Source organism: Pseudomonas sp. NFPP25 (genome assembly GCF_900116505.1).
GTDB classification, from domain to species: Bacteria; Pseudomonadota; Gammaproteobacteria; order Pseudomonadales; family Pseudomonadaceae; genus Aquipseudomonas; species Aquipseudomonas protegens.
On record NZ_FPBG01000005.1, the window covers coordinates 222,100 to 240,755 of the forward strand.

The following is an 18,656-nucleotide window of genomic DNA, read 5'->3' on the forward strand; positions in this document are numbered from 1 at the left end:
CTTGCAGGTGCTGGTATCCGAGGCGAGTGCAGGCCGGTAAACCCCCGGCGCAAGCGCTGGCCTCATGGATCGCCCCAGTGCGTTTACAAGTACCGATGGCAGGAGTCCGTCGTTTCGACAAACTTGCACTTGCTCGAATAATCGAATTTACAAATCGACGGGCTCGGGCGTTGGAAAACGCCATTGGCCACTGAGTATTTCGTTACTCGGTCGATAGAGCCTGACGGTGTAGTTCCAGCCGGGTGTCGTAACCAGGCAATTGACGACCTTGGCCTCGCAACCCCCGAACTGGATGACAATTGAACCATCGGCACTTTTCTTGGCAGTGAGGTTGTTCAGCGAATAGGCGTCATAGGGGTTTTTCTGAAAGTACCCGTCGGCGTTGTAAACACTCACAGACCAGAAACTCTTGACCGGTACCTGTTCAACCTTGAGCCGGTAGACGGTTTTTCCATCGTTGTGCGGCAATACTGCTCCGAGGTAGATGGCGTCCCTGCTCGGGTTGCCGCCCCAGCCCGTTGCGGTTCCGATCAGGTGGCGCACCGGATCGACCCTGCCCTTCGGGCCAAAGGACTGGTTGTAATCGGGAAGGGTCGAACCCAGAACAGCCAGGGCATCACGCACTTTTTTCTGGCTCGCCTGATCCCACTTCGGAACCACGAACTCCCCGTGCCTGGCCTGGCTGACCTGGATGGCGTCCTGCAGCGCATGCACCTGCTCGAGGTCTTTGCGATCCGTGGGGTCGAAGAACAGGCGGATAGCGACAAATACATAGCGTGTGCCGATGTCCTCTTTCGCCAGCGTATGGGGACCGGGCCCATAAATGACTGCCGGCACGTAGTGATCTTCGTTGACCACTTGCATCGACATGAACCTCTCACCGGCTTCAGGCAAGGTGACAGTTACCGGGCCGGCATCGAGATCGAACACCGCTGACGAGTAAAGCGTGTCCCTGTTCATGCGGATGACATCCTGAGCGTCGATGGCAACCGCTTCGCGGCTGTGAACAAACCGCCCCAAGCCTCCACTCTTCACACTCTTGCCCATGTAGAGGTCGGACTCGGCGCGAGCAAAGTTATCGACATTTACCCGCACCGTCGCATCAGCGGATGACTGAGCGTGTGCACTGGCAAAAGTGGCCAGCGTCAGGGCGACGATGCAGGCCGTGGATGAATCGGGCATGTAAACCTCTAGCTCTTTTAAGTGGGCATTACCTTTTCAGACTTTATAAGAACACCCTGCTGGAAACTTGCCATTTGGTGCCAAAAGCACACCAGGCAAGTACCGCGAAGTGGGTTATTTGAAGGCGCCCGATAGTAGGGCGGGAGGGTCAGACGAAGAGGTTAACGATCATCTTTCAAGAGCGAGCGGTAGCGCGACGGCGAACTTCCGGTCCAGCGCTTGAAGGCTCGGGTAAAGTGCGCCTGGTCACTGTAGCCCACCATGTAGGCAATCTCGGTCGCGGTGTATTTGCCGCTGGCAATCAATTGCAGTGCTTCGCTGCGACGGGTCTCGTCACGCAGGTCTTCGAAGTCGATGCCGCAGTACTTGAGGCGCCGCTGTAGCGTTCGGGAAGACAAGCCGATGTTTCTTGAAATAGCGGTAAGTTTGGATCGATCCTGATCCGCGATCCGTTCGATCAGCACACCGGCGGCTTGCGCGGTCGACTTCAAGGCCTCGGTGACTTTCCAGGCATCATCCCGGGCAGGTTGCAGAGGGGTGTCGAGCAGCTCACGATCGAATTCGATCATGTTGTGCTTCGCGTTCATGTGCAGATTCGGCCCCAGGTACTCCTCCAGCGCCTCATCTCCTCGCTCCCGCGGGTTTTGCAGATGCACCCGTATGGCGCAAGGCTCGCCGGACATGAGCGGCACTTTCCTCAGCAGCGCCAGAGTGCCGAGAATGACCTGCTTCGGATCAGCCCCGTGCTGCCCGGTGAATTGCTGGATCAGCTTCGTCGTACGGCCTTCGGTAACGATTCTTACGTCACTTCCTTGATGCAGTAAGTCCGTATGGATCGCTGCCACTGCGCACGCCTGGGCAAGGTTGGTCGAACCCAGGATCAACCCGCCCCAGGCGCCGAGTGAGCGTACTTCGATCAAATGCCCCACCGTTGCACCCGCGAAGGGGTCCTGTGCGACCGCGGCCATTTCATTGGCGATGTGAAAACAGGTCGCTCGCGGCACCCAGGCATCCGGGTATTGAAAAACCTGCGGGGAAATCCCGTAACGCCGGAAGAACTCCAGCGGCGACACCCCGCGCATGCTCAGGTAGGGCGCTATTTGCTGAAGCGTGCTGAGTTTGATGGAGGGCGTTGCATGGGTCATGAGCGTTTGCACCTGGTTCAAAGGCCGTGCACGTGAGGAACGTCCGAGTCCGCAGGAAACACTAGCGCAAAACACCTGCCGGAGTCGTGCTGGCGATGTGCATTAAACACGAAGGACGTTGTGCTTGTGGGACTTGCGAAGAAGGGTAAGGGGGGCTGAAGCGCAGTGATGCCGGGTCCAGCAAGGTGCTGAAGGCATCGGGAGAGGATTGTTTGACCCTGGAAACAACAAAGCCCTCGCATCGCTGCGAGGGCTTTGTTTTGTATGGTGCCGGCACCAGGAGTCGAACCCGGGACCTACTGATTACAAGTCAGTTGCTCTACCAACTGAGCTATACCGGCGTGTCAGGGCGACGATTATAGCGATTGGCGGGCTTCTGTAAACCCCTGAAATCTGACTATTTTTGCGAAGCGCTCAGGGCCGCGTCCGCTGGCAAACGATTGGCTGGCCCTCCTCAGGAGCCTTGCGCTATCGATTCGGCGAGGATGCACAGCAACTCGAACATCAGGGTCGCGCCCACCAGGGCGGTGGCGCCGCCGACGTCGAAGGGCGGCGAGACTTCCACCACGTCGGCGCCGACCAGGTTCAGGCCGCGCAGGCCGCGGATCATCTGCTGGGCCTGGAGGGTGGTCATGCCGCCGATCTCCGGGGTGCCGGTGCCGGGGGCGAAGGCCGGGTCGAGCACGTCGACGTCGAAGCTGATGTAGGTCGGGCCGTCGCCCACCACGCGCCGGGCTTCGGCCAGGGTGGCTTCGACGCCGATGTCGGCGAACTCTTCCATGTGGATCACGCGAATCCCGCAGTCCCGGGCGAAAGCCTCGTCGTCGGCGCTGTAGATCGAACCGCGAATGCCGATCTGCACCGTGCGCTTGGGGTCCAGCAGGCCTTCTTCGATGGCGCGGCGAAAGGGCGTGCCGTGGGTGTAGAGGTTGTCGCCGAAGTAGCGGTCGTTGGTGTCGGAGTGGGCATCGAAGTGCACCATGCCGATGGGCCGGTGGCGGGCCAGGGCGCGGAAGATCGGCAGGGTCACCAGGTGGTCGCCACCCACCGCCAGGGGCACGGCGCCGGCCTGGTGCAATTGGCTGAAGAAACCTTCGATCTGTTTCAGCGAATCCAGCAGGTCGATGGGGTTCACCGGTGCATCACCCAGGTCACCGACCCGGACCAGGTCATAGGGGGCGATGCGGCTGACATGGTGCACCTTGCGCATCAGGCTCGACTGGTTGCGCACCTCCCGCGGGCCGTGGCGGGCACCGGCACGGTTGGTGGTGCCGCCGTCCCAGGGCACGCCCACCAGGGCGATCTGCACCTGGGCCGGGTCGTCGAACAGCGGCAGGCGCATGAAGCTTGGAATGCCGGCGAAGCGTGGGACCAGGGCGGCATCCACGGGTTGGGGAAAGGGCTTGGACATGGCGGGGTTCCTTGTTCGCTGTGAAGGATTTATTCGGTGGCGCTGCGCAGTGCCGGTGCCGCCCGGCTTGTCAGGCTGACGCCGACAAAGGTCAGCAGGCTGACCCCAAGCCCGTAGTAGATCGGGGTGTTGGCGAGAATGCCGTCGCGGACCATGAACGCGATCACCGTCAGGCTGCCGGTGAGCATGCAGGCGATGGCGCCCCTGGCCGAGGCGCGGCGCCACAGCAGCGCGCCCATGATCGGCACCAGCAGGCCGCCCACCAGCAGGTTGTAGGCGATGCTCAGCCCGGCGATCACGTCGTTCACCAGGCACGCCATCAACAGCATCGCCGCCCCCAGCCCGAGGGTGATCCAGCGGCTGCTGGCCAAGTGGTTTTCCCCGCCCCGGGTAAGGAAGCGGCTGTAGATGTCTTCCTTGAGCACCGTGGCCGACGCCAGCAGGCAGGCGCTGGCGGTAGACATGATGGCGGCCAGGGCCGCGGCCACCACCAAGCCGCGCAGGCCGGCGGGCAACACGCTGCGGGTGACTTCGGCGAAGGCGTTTTCCGCCACCGCCAGGTCCGGCAGCAGCAGTTTGGCGGCGGCCCCCACCAGGGCGCAGGCGGCGCCATAGAACATGCAGTAGATCCCGGCGCCGAGCCCGGCGTAGCGCACCACGCTTTCACTGCGGGCGGTGAACAGCCGCTGCCAGATGTCCTGGCCGATCAGGGCGCCGAAGAAGTACAGCAGGAAGTAGGTGAGGATGGTGTCCAGGCCGATATTGCCCAGCTCGAAGAAGCCCGCCGGCAGGTTGGCCTGCAAGGCTTCCAGGCCGCCGGCTTGGCCCAGGCTCATGGGCAGCAGGACGCCGAAGATCCCCAGGGTCATGATCACGAACTGGATGATGTCGGTGAGGGTCAGCGACCACATGCCGCCGATCACCGAGTAGAAGATCACCAGGCCGCCGCCGCAGAGGATCGCTGTGATCCGCGGGATCTCGAACACCACTTCGGTGATCGAGCCGATGGCGATGGTGGCGGTCACCGCCACCATCAGGTCGTAGGCCACCATCACGCAGCCACCGATCAGCCGCGAGGACGCCTGATAGCGCTGCTCCAGGATCTGGGTCACGGTAAAGACCCGCAACTGGGCAATTTGCCGGGAGAACACCAGGCTCAGCACGATGATCCCCAGGCCCAGCATGAACACCAGCCACAGCCCGGAAATGCCGTAGCTGTAGCCCAGGCGCACCGAGCCTATGGTGGAAGCGCCGCCGAGCATCACCGCCGACAGCGTGCCCAGGTACAGGGCCGGGCCCAGGCGGCGCCCGGCCACCAGAAAGTCATCCTGGTTTTTCACTTTGCGCATGCCCCACCAGCCGAGGCTGGCCATCAGCAGGACGTAGATCGCCATTACCAGATAATCGAGTGCCATAACCGTCGCTTCCTTTTGTTTTTGTTGTTGAAGGCAGGTCGGCGCAGCGTAGGTGGCAGGGGTTGCCGGGTACATCCCGGCGGGCACAAGCTGGCTTGTGTTTTGTGGAAAGTGCCTGGGTGGCAGTGAAGGCTGCGGACACTCGGCCGATAGCCTGTGCGGGCCCGGTGGCCGCCTCAGTCAAAGGAAACTTCAGTGATGAATCTCGCAACTCCCACCCTGCTGGCCGCGTTGGCGTTGCTCGGCGCTTGCAGTGTCAAACCGGTACAGCCCTATTCGGAACCGCCCCTGAGCGTGCCGACCGCGCAGTTGCGGGTGATCACCAACGGCGAGGTGCGCGGGGACGCCTATGCCGGGTGCCTGGGGGACAGCAAGCGCCTGGCCAAGGCCGGGCGTTTCGGCAGCGATCAACAGGCCAACATCAACTACCCGCAGTTCCCGGTGCAGCCCCGGCAGATCGACATGCTGCCCAGGTTCGCGCCGAAACTGCCGGCCTACGCAGGGGCGATCCGCAGGGGCGAGGGCGCCTACAACGAGATCGCCACCGAGTACCGGGTACCGGCGGGCCGGCCTTTCCTGCTGGAAGGCGGGGGCGTGGCGGCAGGTGGCTATGGCAGCACCTACAGCACCTGCCCTGAGGTGAGGAAGGTGGTGCTGTTCGAGCCGGGCAAGAGCTACGAGGCCTATGTCGGTCTGAACTACATCCCCCAGGCGAACGGCGAAACCGCAGCCATGTGTGCCTTTGCGGTGTACCAGTTGTTGCCCCTGGGCAAGCCGGGAGCGGTCATGCCGATGGCGGTCCAGGCCAAGCCGCCGGTGGACAGCAAGTGCCCGGGTAGCTGAGCCGTTGGAGGGTAGCCCCGGCCTGGGGTAGCAGGCCGGGGGTGAGGGCTGGTCTAGGCCTCCCAGCCCGCGTCGCGCACCGCCTGCTGCACGAGTGGATGCAGTTCGGCCCCTTGCTGCTCGGTCTGCCAGGCCAGCAGTTCCTTGCGCATGCCTGGGGTCCAGAACATCTGCATGTGGTTGCGTACGCTGAGCACGGCCTGTACCTGGTCCGGCTCATTGGCGAAGTACGAGGCGATCTGGTTGGCCATCTTGATCAGGTTGGCGGTGCTCATCGGCGCACCTCCGCCTTGCCGCCCCGGGAGCGGCCACGCTTGTCCAGCAGGCGATGCTGCTCTTCGCTGAATGCCTGGTAGCGCTTCTGCCATTCGGAAGGGTGGTAGACGCGGCTGACTTCCACCGCGGTGACCTTGTATTCCGGACAGTTGGTGGCCCAGTCGGAGTTGTCGGTGGTGATCACGTTGGCCCCCGACTCGGGGAAGTGGAAGGTGGTGTAGACCACCCCCGGTGCCACCCGCTCGGTGACCCGGGCCCGCAGCACGGTCTGCCCGGCGCGGCTGCCGATGCCCACCCAATCGCCTTCGTTGATGCCCCGGCTCTCGGCATCGGTGGGGTGGATTTCCAGTCGGTCCTCGGCGTGCCAGGCGACGTTGTCGGTACGCCGGGTCTGGGCGCCGACGTTGTACTGGCTGAGGATGCGGCCGGTGGTCAGCAGCAGCGGGTAGCGACCGTTGACCTTCTCGTCGGTGGGCACGTAGCCGGTGAGCATGAAGCGCCCCTTGCCACGCACGAACTCGTCGATGTGCATGGTCGGCGTGCCGTCCGGCGCGGCGTCGTTGCACGGCCATTGCAGGCTGCCGTGGCGGTCCAGGCTGGCGTAGCTGACGCCGGTGAAGGTCGGGGTCAGGCGGGCGATTTCATCCATGATTTCCGAGGGATGGCTGTAGTGCATCGGGTAGCCCAGGGCCGCGGCCAGGGCCAGGGTGCCTTCCCAGTCGGCCTTGCCGCCCAGGGGCTCCATGACCTTGCGCACCCGGGAGATGCGCCGTTCGGCGTTGGTGAAAGTGCCGTCCTTTTCCAGGAACGAGCTGCCCGGCAGGAACACGTGGGCGAACTTGGCGGTTTCGTTGAGGAAGATGTCCTGCACCACCACGCATTCCATGGCCGACAGGGCCGCGGTCACGTGCTGGGTGTTGGGGTCGCTCTGGGCGATGTCCTCGCCCTGGCAGTACAGGCCCTTGAAGCTGCCGCCCAGGGCTGCTTCGAACATGTTGGGAATGCGCAGCCCGGGATCGGCCTGTAGGGTGACGTTCCAGGCCTGCTCGAACTGCTGGCGCACCACCTGGTTGGAGATGTGCCGATAGCCCGGCAGCTCGTGGGGGAAGGAGCCCATGTCGCAGGAACCCTGGACGTTGTTCTGCCCTCGCAGCGGGTTCACGCCCACCCCTTCGCGGCCGATGTTGCCGGTGGCCATGGCCAGGTTGGCGATGCCCATCACCGAGGTGCTGCCCTGGCTGTGCTCAGTGACCCCCAGGCCGTAGTAGATCGCCGCGTTGCCGCCGGTGGCGTACAGGCGGGCAGCGGCACGGATGTCGGCGGCGGGCACGCCGCAGATGGCGCCGAGCACTTCCGGCGAGTTGTCCGCGCGGCTGACGAAGGCGCTCCACAGGGCGAAGGCCTCGGGCTCGCAGCGGGCGCTGACGAACTCCTGGTCGACCAGCCCTTCAGTGACTATCACATGCGCCAGGGCATTGAGCATGGCCACGTTGGTGCCGGGGCGCAGGGCCAGGTGCAGCTCGGCGCGGGCGTGCACCGAGTCCACCAGGTCGATGCGCCGCGGGTCGATGACGATCAGCTTGGCCCCTTCACGCAGGCGCCGTTTGAGCTGGGAACCGAACACCGGGTGCGCGTCGCTGGGGTTGGCGCCCATCACCAGGATTACGTCGGCCTGCATCACCGAGTCGAAGCTCTGGGTCCCGGCGGATTCCCCCAGGGTCTGCTTGAGGCCGTAGCCGGTAGGCGAGTGGCAGACCCGGGCGCAGGTGTCGACGTTGTTGTTGCCGAAGGCCGCCCGCACCAGCTTCTGCACCAGGTAGGTTTCCTCGTTGGTACAACGGCTGGAGGTGATGCCGCCGATGGAATCGCGGCCGTACTTGAGCTGGATGCGCCGCAGTTCGCTGGCGGCGTAGGACACTGCTTCGTCCCAGCTGACTTCCTGCCAAGGGTCGCTGATGTGCTTGCGGATCATCGGCTTGGTGATGCGGTCCGGGTGGGTGGCGTAGCCCCAGGCGAAGCGGCCCTTGACGCAGGAGTGGCCGTGGTTGGCCTGGCCGTTCTTGTCCGGAACCATGCGCACCAGCTGGTCGCCCTTCATCTCGGCGCGGAACGAGCAACCCACGCCGCAGTAGGCGCAGGTGGTGATCACCGCCCGCTCCGGCTGGCCCATCTGCACCACGCTCTTTTCCATCAAGGTGGCGGTGGGGCAGGCCTGCACGCAGGCGCCGCAGGACACGCATTCGGAGTCCAGGAAGTTGTCGCCACCGGCCGCCGCAACCCGGGATTCGAAGCCGCGGCCGCTGATGGTCAGGGCGAAGGTGCCCTGGGTTTCCTCGCAGGCGCGCACGCAGCGGTTGCAGACGATGCACTTGCTCGGGTCGTAGTCGAAGTAGGGGTTGGAGGTGTCTTTCTGATCCTGCAGGTGGTTGGCGCCGTCATAGCCGTAGCGCACTTCCCGCAGGCCCACCTGGCCGGCGACGGTCTGCAGTTCGCAGTTGCCATTGGCCGAGCAGGTCAGGCAGTCCAGAGGGTGGTCGGAGATGTACAGCTCCATCACGTTGCGGCGCAGGGTCGCCAGTTTCGGCGTTTGCGTATGCACCACCATGCCTTCGCTGACCGGGGTGGTGCAGGAGGCCGGGTAGCCGCGCATGCCGTCGATCTCCACCAGGCACATGCGGCACGAACCGAAGGCTTCCAGGCTGTCGGTGGCGCAGAGTTTGGGAATGGTGGTGCCCATCAGGGCCGCGGCGCGCATCACCGAGGTGCCCTGGGGCACGCTGATGCTGCGCCCGTCGATGTTCAGGCTGACCTGCACCTGGCTGTCGCGGGCCGGGGTGCCGAAGTCCACGGCATTGAGATCGATATCTGTGGCTGGGTCGAAAAGAGTGATCATTGCTCGGCCTCCGAGGGCGCCAGACCGAAGTCGGCGGGGAAGTGCTTCAGGGCGCTGGCCACCGGGTAGGAGGTCATCCCGCCCAGGGCGCACAGCGAGCCGTATTGCAGGGTGTCGCACAGGTCCTTGAGGATCAGCGCCTGCTCATCGCGGCGGCCTTGATCGGGAGCGGCCAGCAGGCGATCGATGACCTCCACGCCGCGGGTCGAGCCGATGCGGCACGGGGTGCATTTGCCGCAGGATTCCTCGGCGCAGAACTGCAGGGCGAAGCGCGCCATGTGGGCCATGTCCAGGCTGTCATCGGCCACCACCACGCCGCCGTGGCCGAGCATCGCGCCCATGGCGGCGAAGGCTTCGTAATCCAGCGGCGTATCGAACTGCGAAGGCGGTACCCAGGCGCCCAGGGGGCCACCGACTTGCGCCGCCTTCAGTGGCCGGCCGCTGGCGGTGCCGCCGCCATAGCCTTCCACCAGCTCGCGCAGGGTCAGGCCGAAGGCCCGTTCCACCAGACCGCCGTGGCGCACGTTGCCCGCCAGTTGGAAGGGCATGGTGCCCAGGGACCGGCCCATGCCGTAGTCACGATAGAACGGCGCGCCCTTGGCCAGGATCAGCGGCACCGAGGCCAGGGTCAGCACGTTGTGCACCAGGGTCGGCTGGCCGAACAGGCCTTGCAGCGCCGGGATCGGCGGCTTGGCGCGAACGATGCCGCGCTTGCCTTCCAGGGAATCCAGCAGGGCGGTCTCCTCGCCGCAGATATAGGCCCCGGCACCGACCCGCACCTCCATGTCGAAGGCCTGGCCGCTACCGCCGGCATTGGCCCCGAGATAACCGGCATCCCGGGCGATGTCCAGGGCTTCGCGCAGGGTGGCCACCGCCTGGGGATATTCCGAGCGCACGTAGATATAGCCGTAGCTGGCGCCGACTGCGATGCCGGCAATGGCCATGCCTTCGATCAGCAGGAACGGGTCGCCTTCCATCAGCATGCGGTCGGCGAAGGTGCCGGAGTCGCCTTCGTCGGCGTTGCACACCACGTACTTCTGCTGCTGCGGCGTGTCGCGCACGGTGCGCCATTTGATCCCGGCGGGGAAGGCCGCGCCGCCACGGCCGCGCAGGCCGGAATCGAGCACCGCGGCCACGGTCTGCTCGCCGCCCAGGGCGATGGAGCGGGTCAGGCCCTCGAAGCCGCCGTGGGCCCGGTAGTCGGCCAGGGACAGCGGCCGGGTAATGCCGGCGCGGGCGAACAGCAGGCGTTGCTGGTTCTTCAGGTAGGGCAGGTCTTCGACCCGGCCCAGGGCCAGGGGATGGCTTGCGGCATCGCCTTGCAGGGCGTCCAGCAGCGCCGGTACGTCGGCGGCGCCCACCGGGCCGAAGCCCAGGCGCCCGTCCGGGGTGTCGACTTCCAGCAGCGGCTCCAGCCAGTACAGGCCACGGGAGCTGGTGCGTTGCAGCTGCAGCGGCAGCTGGCGCTGTTCGGCCTGGGTGGCGATGGCCTTGGCCACTTCATCGGCGCCCACGGCGCGGGCCAGGGAATCACAGGGCAGGTAGAGGCTGGGCATCACGCGTCCTCCCGGCAGCTGTCGAGCAGCGCGTCCAGGCGCTCGGCGCTCAGGCGTGCATGCAGCTGGCCATCCAGCTCCAGGGCGGGCGAGCAGGCGCAGGCCCCCAGGCAATACACCGGCCGCAGGCTGATGTTGCCATCGGCGCTGCTGCCGTGGTCGTCCAGTTGCAGGCGCTCGCGCAGTTGCGCCGCCAGTTGCTCGGCGCCGCGGCTCTGGCAGGATTCGGCGCGGCACAGGCGCAGGATGTGCCGCGCCGGCGGCGAGGTACGAAAGTCATGGTAGAAGCTGATTACCCCGCGAACTTCGGCCTGGCTCAGGTTGAGGCTGTGGGCTATTTCCGGGATGGCGGGATCGGGGATGTAGCCGAGCTCTTCCTGGATCTGGTGGAGGATCGGCAGCAGCGCGCCCGGGGAGTCTTTGTGGCGCTCCAGCAGGCGGTGGATCAGAGGCAGGTGCAGTGTTTCATCAGGCATACAGCATTCCTCACGGTCACGGACACACCTGGTGGTTGTCGGCTGTCCGAAAGTGTCGGCTGCGGCGCTGGTTGCCGCGTCACGGTAGCGCGGCGTTTCAGGCCGTTGGCCATGCACCCTGAATGGGCATCTTGTTGTACCCGGCGCGGTCGTTGCCGCACCTGTTCAGGGCATAAAGGGCAGCTTGACACGCTGCTTCTGGTTCATCTGCACGAAAGCGACTTGTTCGGTTCCATCTACGACCACCCATTGAGTCTAGAAGAGCCTGGGCAACCGGGTGGGCGAGCGGGGCACTATCGGATAAAACGCGGGGAGTGAGGGATGACTTCGGTCAGCTCGGAAGCGAATAGCCAGGGAGTAGGGTGGGCCCCGTGGCGAGGGAGCAAGCTCCCTCGCCACAGGCGCTAGGAGCGGGCACGGCGCTGGGCGGCGTACTGCAAGGCCAGGCGGCCCATGAGTACCAGCAGGGTCAGGCCGATCAGCAGCACCGAGATCGCCGCCACGCTGGGGTCGACGTTATCGCGCAGGCCGCTCCAGATCCGCCGCGGCAGGGTGTTGACGTCGACACTGGTGATGAACAGGGTCACCGCCACTTCCTCCCAGGACAGGGCAAAGCTCAGCAGCGCGGTGGAGAAGATCCCCAGCTTGAGGTTCGGCAACATCACCAGGAAGGTGGTCTGCATCAGGCTCGCCCCCAGGTTGCGCGAGGCCAGTTCGATGCGCCGGTCCACCTGGCTCAGCGCCACCAGCATGGTCACCACGCCGTAGGGCACCACCATCACCACATGGGCGATCACCACCCCGGGCAGGGTGTCGTAGCCCCAGCCCGGGGCGATGCGCCCGAGGTTGGTTTCCATGAAGTACAGCACCAGCGCCGAGATCACCGGCGGAATGGCCATGGGCAGCAGCACCAGGCCGATCAGCAGGGTTGCCAGGCGCGAGCGCAGGTACCAGATGCCGAGGCTGAAACTCACCGCCAGCAGGGTGGCGATCAGGCTGGTGGCGCTGGCGATGGCCAGGCTCTGGCCGATGCTCGACAGCCAGTCGGGGTTGCTCAGCAGCGCCTCGTAGTGGCGCAGCGACCAGTGGCCGTCGGGCATCGACAGGTAGCGTTTGGCGGTGAAGGAAACCGGGATCACCGTCAGCAGCGGGAACAGCATGAAGGCCATGGCGACCACGGCGATCAGCCGGGTACTCAGGGCAGTGCGATGTGTATTCATAGTGACCTCAACCCACCAGTCGATTGACACGGGTGATGCGCATCAGCAGCCAGATCAGCGCGCTGACCAGGGTCAGCAGCACCAGGCTCAGGGCCGCGCCCAGGCCCCAGTTGCTGGTCTGGAACATCTGCAGGAACACGTATTCGGCAATCATCACCGTCTGCCCGCCGCCCAGTAGCACCGGGGTGATGAAGAAGCCCAGGCAGAACACGAAGACCATGATGAAGGCCCCCAGCAGCCCCGGCAGGGTCTGCGGCAGCAGCACCTGCCAGAAGGTGCGCAGGGCGCCGGCCCCCAGGCCGCGTGAGGCCAGCAGCACCCGTTGATCCAGCTGGCGCATGCTCGACAGCAGCGGGAACAGGGCATAGGGGATCATGAAGTGCAGCATTCCGATCACCACCCCCAGTTCGTTGCGGGTCAGTTGCAAGGGGTGATCGATCCAGCCCAGGGACAGCAGGCTGTCGTTGACCACGCCGTTGCTGCGCAGGGCGATCAGCCAGCCGAAGGCCCGCACCAGCACCGAGATCCAGAACGGGATGAACACGCAGATCTCCACCATGCGCTGCCAGAACGGCGGGCTGAACACCCAGCAGTAGGCCAGCAGGTAGCCGATCACCAGGGCCAAGAGGCTCACGGTCAGGCACAGGCGCAGGGTGCGCAGGAGCATGTCGTGGATCGCCGGATCGGTTGCGATGCGCTGGTACTGCCCGAAGCCTGTCTCCGGCAGGGTGAAGCTCCAGCTCACCACGCCGAAGAACGGCAACAGATAGAACACCACCAGTAGCAGCGGCAGCGGGAACAGCAGCAGGCTGCGTTCCAGGCGTGCGGTTCGGGTTGCACTCATGGTCGGCGGCTCATTTGGACAGGTGGGTCAGGTACTGCTCCAGGGTGCTGGAGTAGTGGTCGGCGTACCACTGGGTGTCGAGGAAGATCTGCTTCTTCATGTTGGCTTCGGAGGCGCAGTTGATCTCCCGCTGTTCGGCGCTCATCAGTTGCTGGGTGGCGGCGTTGGACGGGCCGTTGCCCAGGGCCTCGAACAGCTTCAGTTGCCCGGCCGGCTGCAAGGCGTGCTGGATGAACTGCATGGCCGGTGCGGTGCCCGCGGGGTTGTCCTTGAGCACGCCCCAGCTGCTGGCGTTGAGGAAGGCATGGTCGAAGCCCCACTTGATGCGGCCGCCGCTGTCTTCGTGGAGCAGGGTGGCGCGGGTGTGCCAGATGGCGCCCATGGAGGCTTCGCCTTCGATCATCAACTGCTGGCTTTCCGCACCCGACCCCCAGAACGACAGGACATGGGGCTTGAGCTCATCGATCTTGCGCAAGGCGCGGGGCACGTCCAGCGGGTACAACTGCTCGGCGGCCACGCCATCGGCCAGCAGCGCGGCTTCGAGCATGCCGTTCATCCACTTGTAGAGGGTGCGCTTGCCGGGGAATTTCTCCACGTTCCAGAAATCCGCCCAGTCCTTGGGGCCGTTGTCGCCGAACTTCTGGCTGTCCCAGGCGATCACGTAGCTGAACAGGTAGCCGGCGATGCCGTGCTCGTGGGACAGCGACGGCGCCACCAGGTCCCGCTGCACCACGCTGTAGTCCAGGGGTTGCAGGACCTTGTCGCGGCCCAGGCTCATGGCGCTGTAGCTGTCCACGTCGACCACGTCCCAGCTCGGCCGGCCGCTGGCCAGCTGCGAACGGATGGCCCCTTCGGTGGGGCCGGCGCCGTCGATGCGCACCGGGATGCCGGTGCTCTTGGTGAAGCTGTCGGTCCAGGCGCTGCGAAAGGCATTGAGTGCGTCGCCGCCCCAGTTGACCACCACCAGGGGCTTGTCGGCGGCCCAACTGATACCGCTGCGCAATGCCAGGGGCACCGCCGCCAGCAGGCCCATGGCCTGGAGGAAGGTGCGGCGGCTGACCTGCCCGCCGCGGGCTTTTTCGATGAGGATTTCAATGCAGTCGCGTTGATGGTGCTGGCTCATGGGGCAAGTCCTCGCGAGGCCGGTGCAGGGCGCGCCGGCCGATTATTGTTATGGGAGAGCTGTGCGCGATGGGGGAGCGGCCGGCTCAGGCTTCCAGCAGGAAGCTGTGGCGTACCGGCCAGCTCAGCCACACCGGGGTGCCGCTGGGCAATCGGGCGCCGGGGTGGTCGCCGGGCACCGAGAGGTTCACCGGTGCCAGTTCCGGGCTGATGTTCAGCGCCAGGTGGGTGCTGGAGCCCTGGTACACCCGCTCGCCGAGGCAGGCGGGCAGCACGTTGTGCTCGCCGGCTTGCGGGCGCTCGGTGTGCAGGGTCATGTGTTCCGGGCGTACCGCCAGCAATTGCGGCTGGCTGCTGATTTCCCCGGACGTGGTGGCCTGCAGCGGGCTGTCGCCAAAGCGTCCGCTGGCCTGGCTGCCGTTGCGGGAAATGCCCTGCAGCGGGAACAGGTTCATCTTGCCCAGGAACTCGGCGACGAAGCGGTTGCGCGGGCGGTCGTAGATGGTTTCCGGGGTGTCGATCTGTGCCAGCCGCCCCTGGTTGAAGATGGCAATGCGGGTCGACAGCGCCAGGGCTTCACCCTGGTCATGGGTGACGAAGACGAAGCTGGTGCCGACCTGGCGATGAATGCGCTGCAGCTCGGTCTGCAGTTGCTCGCGCAGGTTCTTGTCCAGGGCCGACAGCGGTTCGTCCAGCAGCAACATGTCCGGCTCGAATACCAGGGCCCGGGCAATGGCCACGCGCTGTTGCTGGCCACCGGAAAGCTCGGACGGCTTCTTGTTCAGGTGAGCACCCAGGCCCACCACCTCGAGGATGTGCTTGACCCGGCGCTGGCGCTCCTCGGCCTTCACGCCTCGGATGCGCAACGGGTAGGCGACGTTGTCGGCCACGCTCATGTGGGGAAACAGCGCGTAGCCCTGGAACACCATGCCGTAGTTGCGTTTTTCCGCCGGCCGCCGGCTGATGTCCACACCGCGCTCCAGCAGCTTGCCGGCGCTGGGGGTGAGGAAGCCCGCGAGGATCATCAACAGGGTGGTCTTGCCTGAGCCCGAGGGGCCGAGCAGGGTGAGGAATTCGCCTTGGCGAACGTCGAGGTCGATGCCGTCCAGGGCAGTGAAGTTGCCGTAGAACTGACTGATTCCTTGGGCGCTGAGTTGAGTCGAGGGACTGCTGGACACTACGGAGATCTCCCGCAAAGCCGGCCTGCGCTATGGAATTTTTATTGTCGGAACAGCAGGCGGTCGGCTCATTATTGTGAAAAGCAACGCCACATCAATGGAATAATTTTTGTCTCATTGGTGAGTGAAATTTCCCAGTCGCGAGCGCCTCAGGGTTCGCCGGAGGGGGCGTCCGAGATGTGCTGAGCGCTGGTCTGCAACTGGTTCTTCAACCAGGCGCTGAAGGCCTGGACCACCGAGCGCTCGGCCTTGGCCGGGTCGATCACCAGGAAGTAGCCGCGCAAGGCGCTGATGCTGATGTCGAACGGGCGCACCAGCAGGCCCCGGGCCAGGGCGTCGCCACTGAGCAGGTTGTCGCCAATCGCCACGCCCTGGGCGGCGATGCAGGCCGACTGGGCACAGTGCGCATCGGAGAAGGTGATGCCGCTGTCGGCGTTGACCTGGCTGGCGCCCGCCGCTGCCAGCCAGACCCGCCAGTCGCTGGTGTCGCTCATGTGGATCAGCGGGAAGTCCTTGAGGTCCAGTGGGGTCTTCAGGCCGCCGATGGCGTTGATCAGGCGCGGGCTGCACACCGGCGAGAAGCGCAGGGTAACGATCTGCTCCACCAGCAGCCCCGGCCAGTCGCCGATGCCATAGGCGATGAACAGGTCGGCTTCGGCGTCGCTGGTGTCGTCCTGGGAGCGCGGGCTGACCACCTGCAACTGCACCTGGGGGTACTGGCGCAGGAAACCGTTGATGTGATTGCACAGCCAGAAACTGGCGAACCCCGGGTTGCAGCTGATGCGCAGTTTTCCGGACACCGACAGGCCGTCGAAACGCCGCCCGGCGTCCTGGATGTCGGCCAGGATGCGCCGCACCTCCCGGGCATAGCACTGGCCCTGGTAGGTCAGGCCGATGCCGCGCCCGACCCGTTCGGTGAGGGCAAAACCCAGGCTCTGTTCCAGGCTGATGATCTGGTGGCTGATGGCGCTGCGGGTCAGGCTCAGTTGCTGGGCGGCAGCAGTGACGCTGCCCAGCCGGGCGACCGCGTCGAGGGCGCGCAGGGCGGTGATCGAGGGGTAGCGCATACAACCTCCGGGTCAAGGGAACCTGTGTTCGACGGCGTTCGTATTCCGCACATAGTGCGGCGCAGTATGGGCCGACCTCTCGGCAAACTGGTCAATTTACTTTGACATTGCCGCCTAAAAAATTCGATTGATGTAATCGGCGCTTCACCAATACTGAGCCTCGATCCGGCCTGTAGCCGACCGGACAAGCCTAATAACAACAAGAGGTCCCGCAGGCCGAGTGGGGGCGCTGTGGCGTCCTGGCGCCGGCCGGCCGGAACCTGGATAACCAGGAGTGCCGCGGATGTCCCGTTACAAAGAATTCGCCATGGATTGGGTTGAACGCCACCGCCAGCAACTGTCGGACTGGCACCAGATCATCTGGCATTACGCCGAGCCGGCCTTTCGTGAATACAAGTCCAGCGCCTGGTACGTGCAACTGCTGGAAGCCGAGGGCTTCACCGTCGAGCGCGCCAGCGGCGGCATGCCCACGGCCTTCTGCGCCACCTTCACCCAGGGCCAGGGACCGCTGCTGGCCACCTACGGCGAATACGATGCGGTGCCTGGCAACTGCCAGGCGGCCACTACCCGCAAGCAGCCGCGCGATGGCCTGTCGCGCTTCGCTCCGGGGCACACCGACCCGCACTCGGCCCTGGGCATCAGCGCCCTCGGCGGGGCCCTGGCGGCCAAGGCGACCATGGTGGAATTCGGCCTGCAGGGCAGCATCAGGTTCTTCGGCGAGCCGGCGGAAAAGCTCCGCGCCTCCAAGCCGGTCCACGCCGCCAAGGGCTACTACGATGACCTGGATGCCGCCATCAGTTTCCACCCCACCTACATGTTGCCGCTGAACAACACCACCACCTGGGACACCCACTGCGGCATCGCCTACGCCTACATCTACAGCTTTACCTGCGAGGATCCGCAGAACTGGATCGCCGCCGATCGCTACAGCCCGATCCCGCAGAACCATCTGGCGGCCCGGGCGCCGGGGGCCAACGACGCCCTGGTGCATTTCTACACCCTGAACGAAAGCCTGCGCCGTTCGACCCTGCCGTTCACCGGCCTGTGGAGCTACAACGAAGCGATCCTCACCGCCGGCCAGGCCACCGCGGACAACCTGCCGCCGCACCTGTCGCAGATCCAGTACCTGCTGCGCTGCGATTCCATCGAGCAGGCCGAGACCATCTCCCAGGTCATGGACAACAACGCCGCAGCGGCCGCCATGGCCACTGGCTGCCGCTGGAAAAAGACCTGGGTGTGCAAGTCCCGGGGCGGCCTGCCCAACCACATCATGGCCCAGGCCACCTACGACAACCTGGCGGCGGTGGGTGCTCCACAGTGGGACGAAGAAGCCCGGGAGATCGCTCGGGAAATCCAGCGCAACCTTGGCCTCGAAGCCATGGAACGGCCATTTCTGCCGGCCACCGAAGCCTTGATCGAACCCCAGGAATGCGAGCGCCAGATGCGCCTGCAAATGCCCGCCTGGCAGAACTACCTGACCTCCGATGACTACCCGGAATACACCTGGCACTGCCCCACCGTGCGCCTGCTGGTGGCCCGGCCGATGCTCAGTGCGCCAGCTGGCACGGTCTATCCGGACTGGGTGTCCAACGCCCTGGGCGGCATCCGCCAGACCATCGACCCAATGATCGAGGTCGCCGCCAAGACCATTGCCGCAACCCTGGTGGACCTGCTGACCGACGAGGCGTTGCTCAGCGCGGCCAAGGCCGAGTTCGTCGAGCGCACCGGTGGCGGTATCGGCGGCAGTCGCTGGCAGGCGCCGCTGCTGCCCAAGGACTTCCAGGTGCCCCACGATTTCCGTTGGCCGGAGTACATCAGTACCGCCCGGGGCGAAGAGTGGTGGATTCCGGCGCGGGCGGACGAATAGCCCGCGGCAGGAGGTGACAGAGCCTGTGGAAACGGCCTGGACGAGAGGGCGTTATGCCCGTTCGTTCAGGTGTTTATGCACAACGGATGGGTTGCCAGGGCCTGGACGGGCCGGTTTTGTGGACCGTTTCTCATTCCTTGCGCAACTGGCTGTTTTTTCGA

The 18,656-nt window shown here is 65.2% G+C and carries 15 protein-coding genes and 1 tRNA gene; 2 read left to right on the top strand and 14 right to left on the bottom strand.

Annotated features, from left to right (window positions below; genetic code table 11):
• Positions 1-147 precede the first annotated feature (147 nt).
• The 5 genes from BM382_RS21000 to BM382_RS21020 all read right to left on the bottom strand — a co-directional run bounded on the left by BM382_RS21000 (position 148) and on the right by BM382_RS21020 (position 5,153).
• The gene (locus BM382_RS21000; RefSeq protein ID WP_011058700.1) at positions 148-1,182 is read right to left on the bottom strand and encodes a DUF1254 domain-containing protein; all 1,035 of its coding nucleotides are present in this window, start codon (positions 1,180-1,182) and stop codon (positions 148-150) included.
• Between the two features lie 161 nt (positions 1,183-1,343).
• Positions 1,344-2,327, bottom strand: coding sequence for a helix-turn-helix domain-containing protein (locus BM382_RS21005; protein WP_011058701.1), 984 nt, complete (start codon positions 2,325-2,327; stop codon positions 1,344-1,346).
• Between the two features lie 265 nt (positions 2,328-2,592).
• A tRNA-Thr gene (locus tag BM382_RS21010) sits at positions 2,593-2,668 on the bottom strand.
• A gap of 113 nt (positions 2,669-2,781) precedes the next feature.
• Complete coding sequence (gene speB, locus BM382_RS21015) at positions 2,782-3,738, bottom strand: agmatinase (protein WP_019093902.1); 957 nt, start codon at positions 3,736-3,738, stop codon at positions 2,782-2,784.
• Between the two features lie 29 nt (positions 3,739-3,767).
• Positions 3,768-5,153 (bottom strand): sodium:solute symporter family protein, encoded by a 1,386-nt coding sequence (locus tag BM382_RS21020; RefSeq protein WP_072443810.1) that lies wholly within the window; start codon positions 5,151-5,153, stop codon positions 3,768-3,770.
• Between the two features lie 198 nt (positions 5,154-5,351).
• Between BM382_RS21020 and BM382_RS21025 the strand changes: the two genes are divergently transcribed.
• Positions 5,352-5,996: a hypothetical protein gene (locus BM382_RS21025; protein ID WP_011058704.1), complete on the top strand. Its 645-nt coding sequence runs from the start codon at positions 5,352-5,354 to the stop codon at positions 5,994-5,996.
• 53 nt (positions 5,997-6,049) lie between these two features.
• Here the strand turns inward: BM382_RS21025 and BM382_RS21030 are convergent, their stop codons facing one another.
• From BM382_RS21030 to BM382_RS21070, 9 genes are all read right to left on the bottom strand, one after another.
• Entirely contained in the window at positions 6,050-6,271 is a 222-nt protein-coding gene (locus BM382_RS21030) for a formate dehydrogenase subunit delta (RefSeq protein WP_011058705.1), read from the bottom strand.
• On the bottom strand, positions 6,268-9,165 hold the full coding sequence (gene fdhF / locus BM382_RS21035) for a formate dehydrogenase subunit alpha (protein ID WP_072443812.1): 2,898 nt from the start codon (positions 9,163-9,165) through the stop codon (positions 6,268-6,270). Before fdhF ends, BM382_RS21030 begins: the two co-directional genes overlap by 4 nt.
• Positions 9,162-10,721, bottom strand: coding sequence for a formate dehydrogenase beta subunit (locus BM382_RS21040; RefSeq protein WP_065364811.1), 1,560 nt, complete (start codon positions 10,719-10,721; stop codon positions 9,162-9,164). Before BM382_RS21040 ends, fdhF begins: the two co-directional genes overlap by 4 nt.
• Positions 10,721-11,197 (bottom strand): formate dehydrogenase subunit gamma, encoded by a 477-nt coding sequence (locus tag BM382_RS21045; RefSeq protein WP_019093898.1) that lies wholly within the window; start codon positions 11,195-11,197, stop codon positions 10,721-10,723. Before BM382_RS21045 ends, BM382_RS21040 begins: the two co-directional genes overlap by 1 nt.
• Before the next feature lie 404 nt (positions 11,198-11,601).
• Positions 11,602-12,417 (bottom strand): ABC transporter permease, encoded by an 816-nt coding sequence (locus BM382_RS21050; RefSeq protein ID WP_019093897.1) that lies wholly within the window; start codon positions 12,415-12,417, stop codon positions 11,602-11,604.
• A 7-nt stretch (positions 12,418-12,424) separates the two neighbouring features.
• Positions 12,425-13,261 carry an ABC transporter permease gene (locus BM382_RS21055; RefSeq protein ID WP_011058710.1) on the bottom strand — a complete coding sequence of 279 codons (837 nt, stop codon included), beginning with the start codon at positions 13,259-13,261 and terminating at the stop codon, positions 12,425-12,427.
• A 10-nt stretch (positions 13,262-13,271) separates the two neighbouring features.
• Entirely contained in the window at positions 13,272-14,384 is a 1,113-nt protein-coding gene (locus tag BM382_RS21060) for an ABC transporter substrate-binding protein (protein WP_072443814.1), read from the bottom strand.
• An 85-nt stretch (positions 14,385-14,469) separates the two neighbouring features.
• Entirely contained in the window at positions 14,470-15,561 is a 1,092-nt protein-coding gene (locus BM382_RS21065; protein WP_019093895.1) for an ABC transporter ATP-binding protein, read from the bottom strand.
• Positions 15,562-15,710: 149 nt separating this feature from the next.
• Positions 15,711-16,628 (bottom strand): LysR substrate-binding domain-containing protein, encoded by a 918-nt coding sequence (locus BM382_RS21070; RefSeq protein ID WP_011058712.1) that lies wholly within the window; start codon positions 16,626-16,628, stop codon positions 15,711-15,713.
• A 283-nt stretch (positions 16,629-16,911) separates the two neighbouring features.
• Between BM382_RS21070 and BM382_RS21075 the strand changes: the two genes are divergently transcribed.
• Positions 16,912-18,495 (top strand): zinc-binding metallopeptidase family protein, encoded by a 1,584-nt coding sequence (locus tag BM382_RS21075; protein WP_011058713.1) that lies wholly within the window; start codon positions 16,912-16,914, stop codon positions 18,493-18,495.
• Positions 18,496-18,656 lie beyond the last annotated feature (161 nt).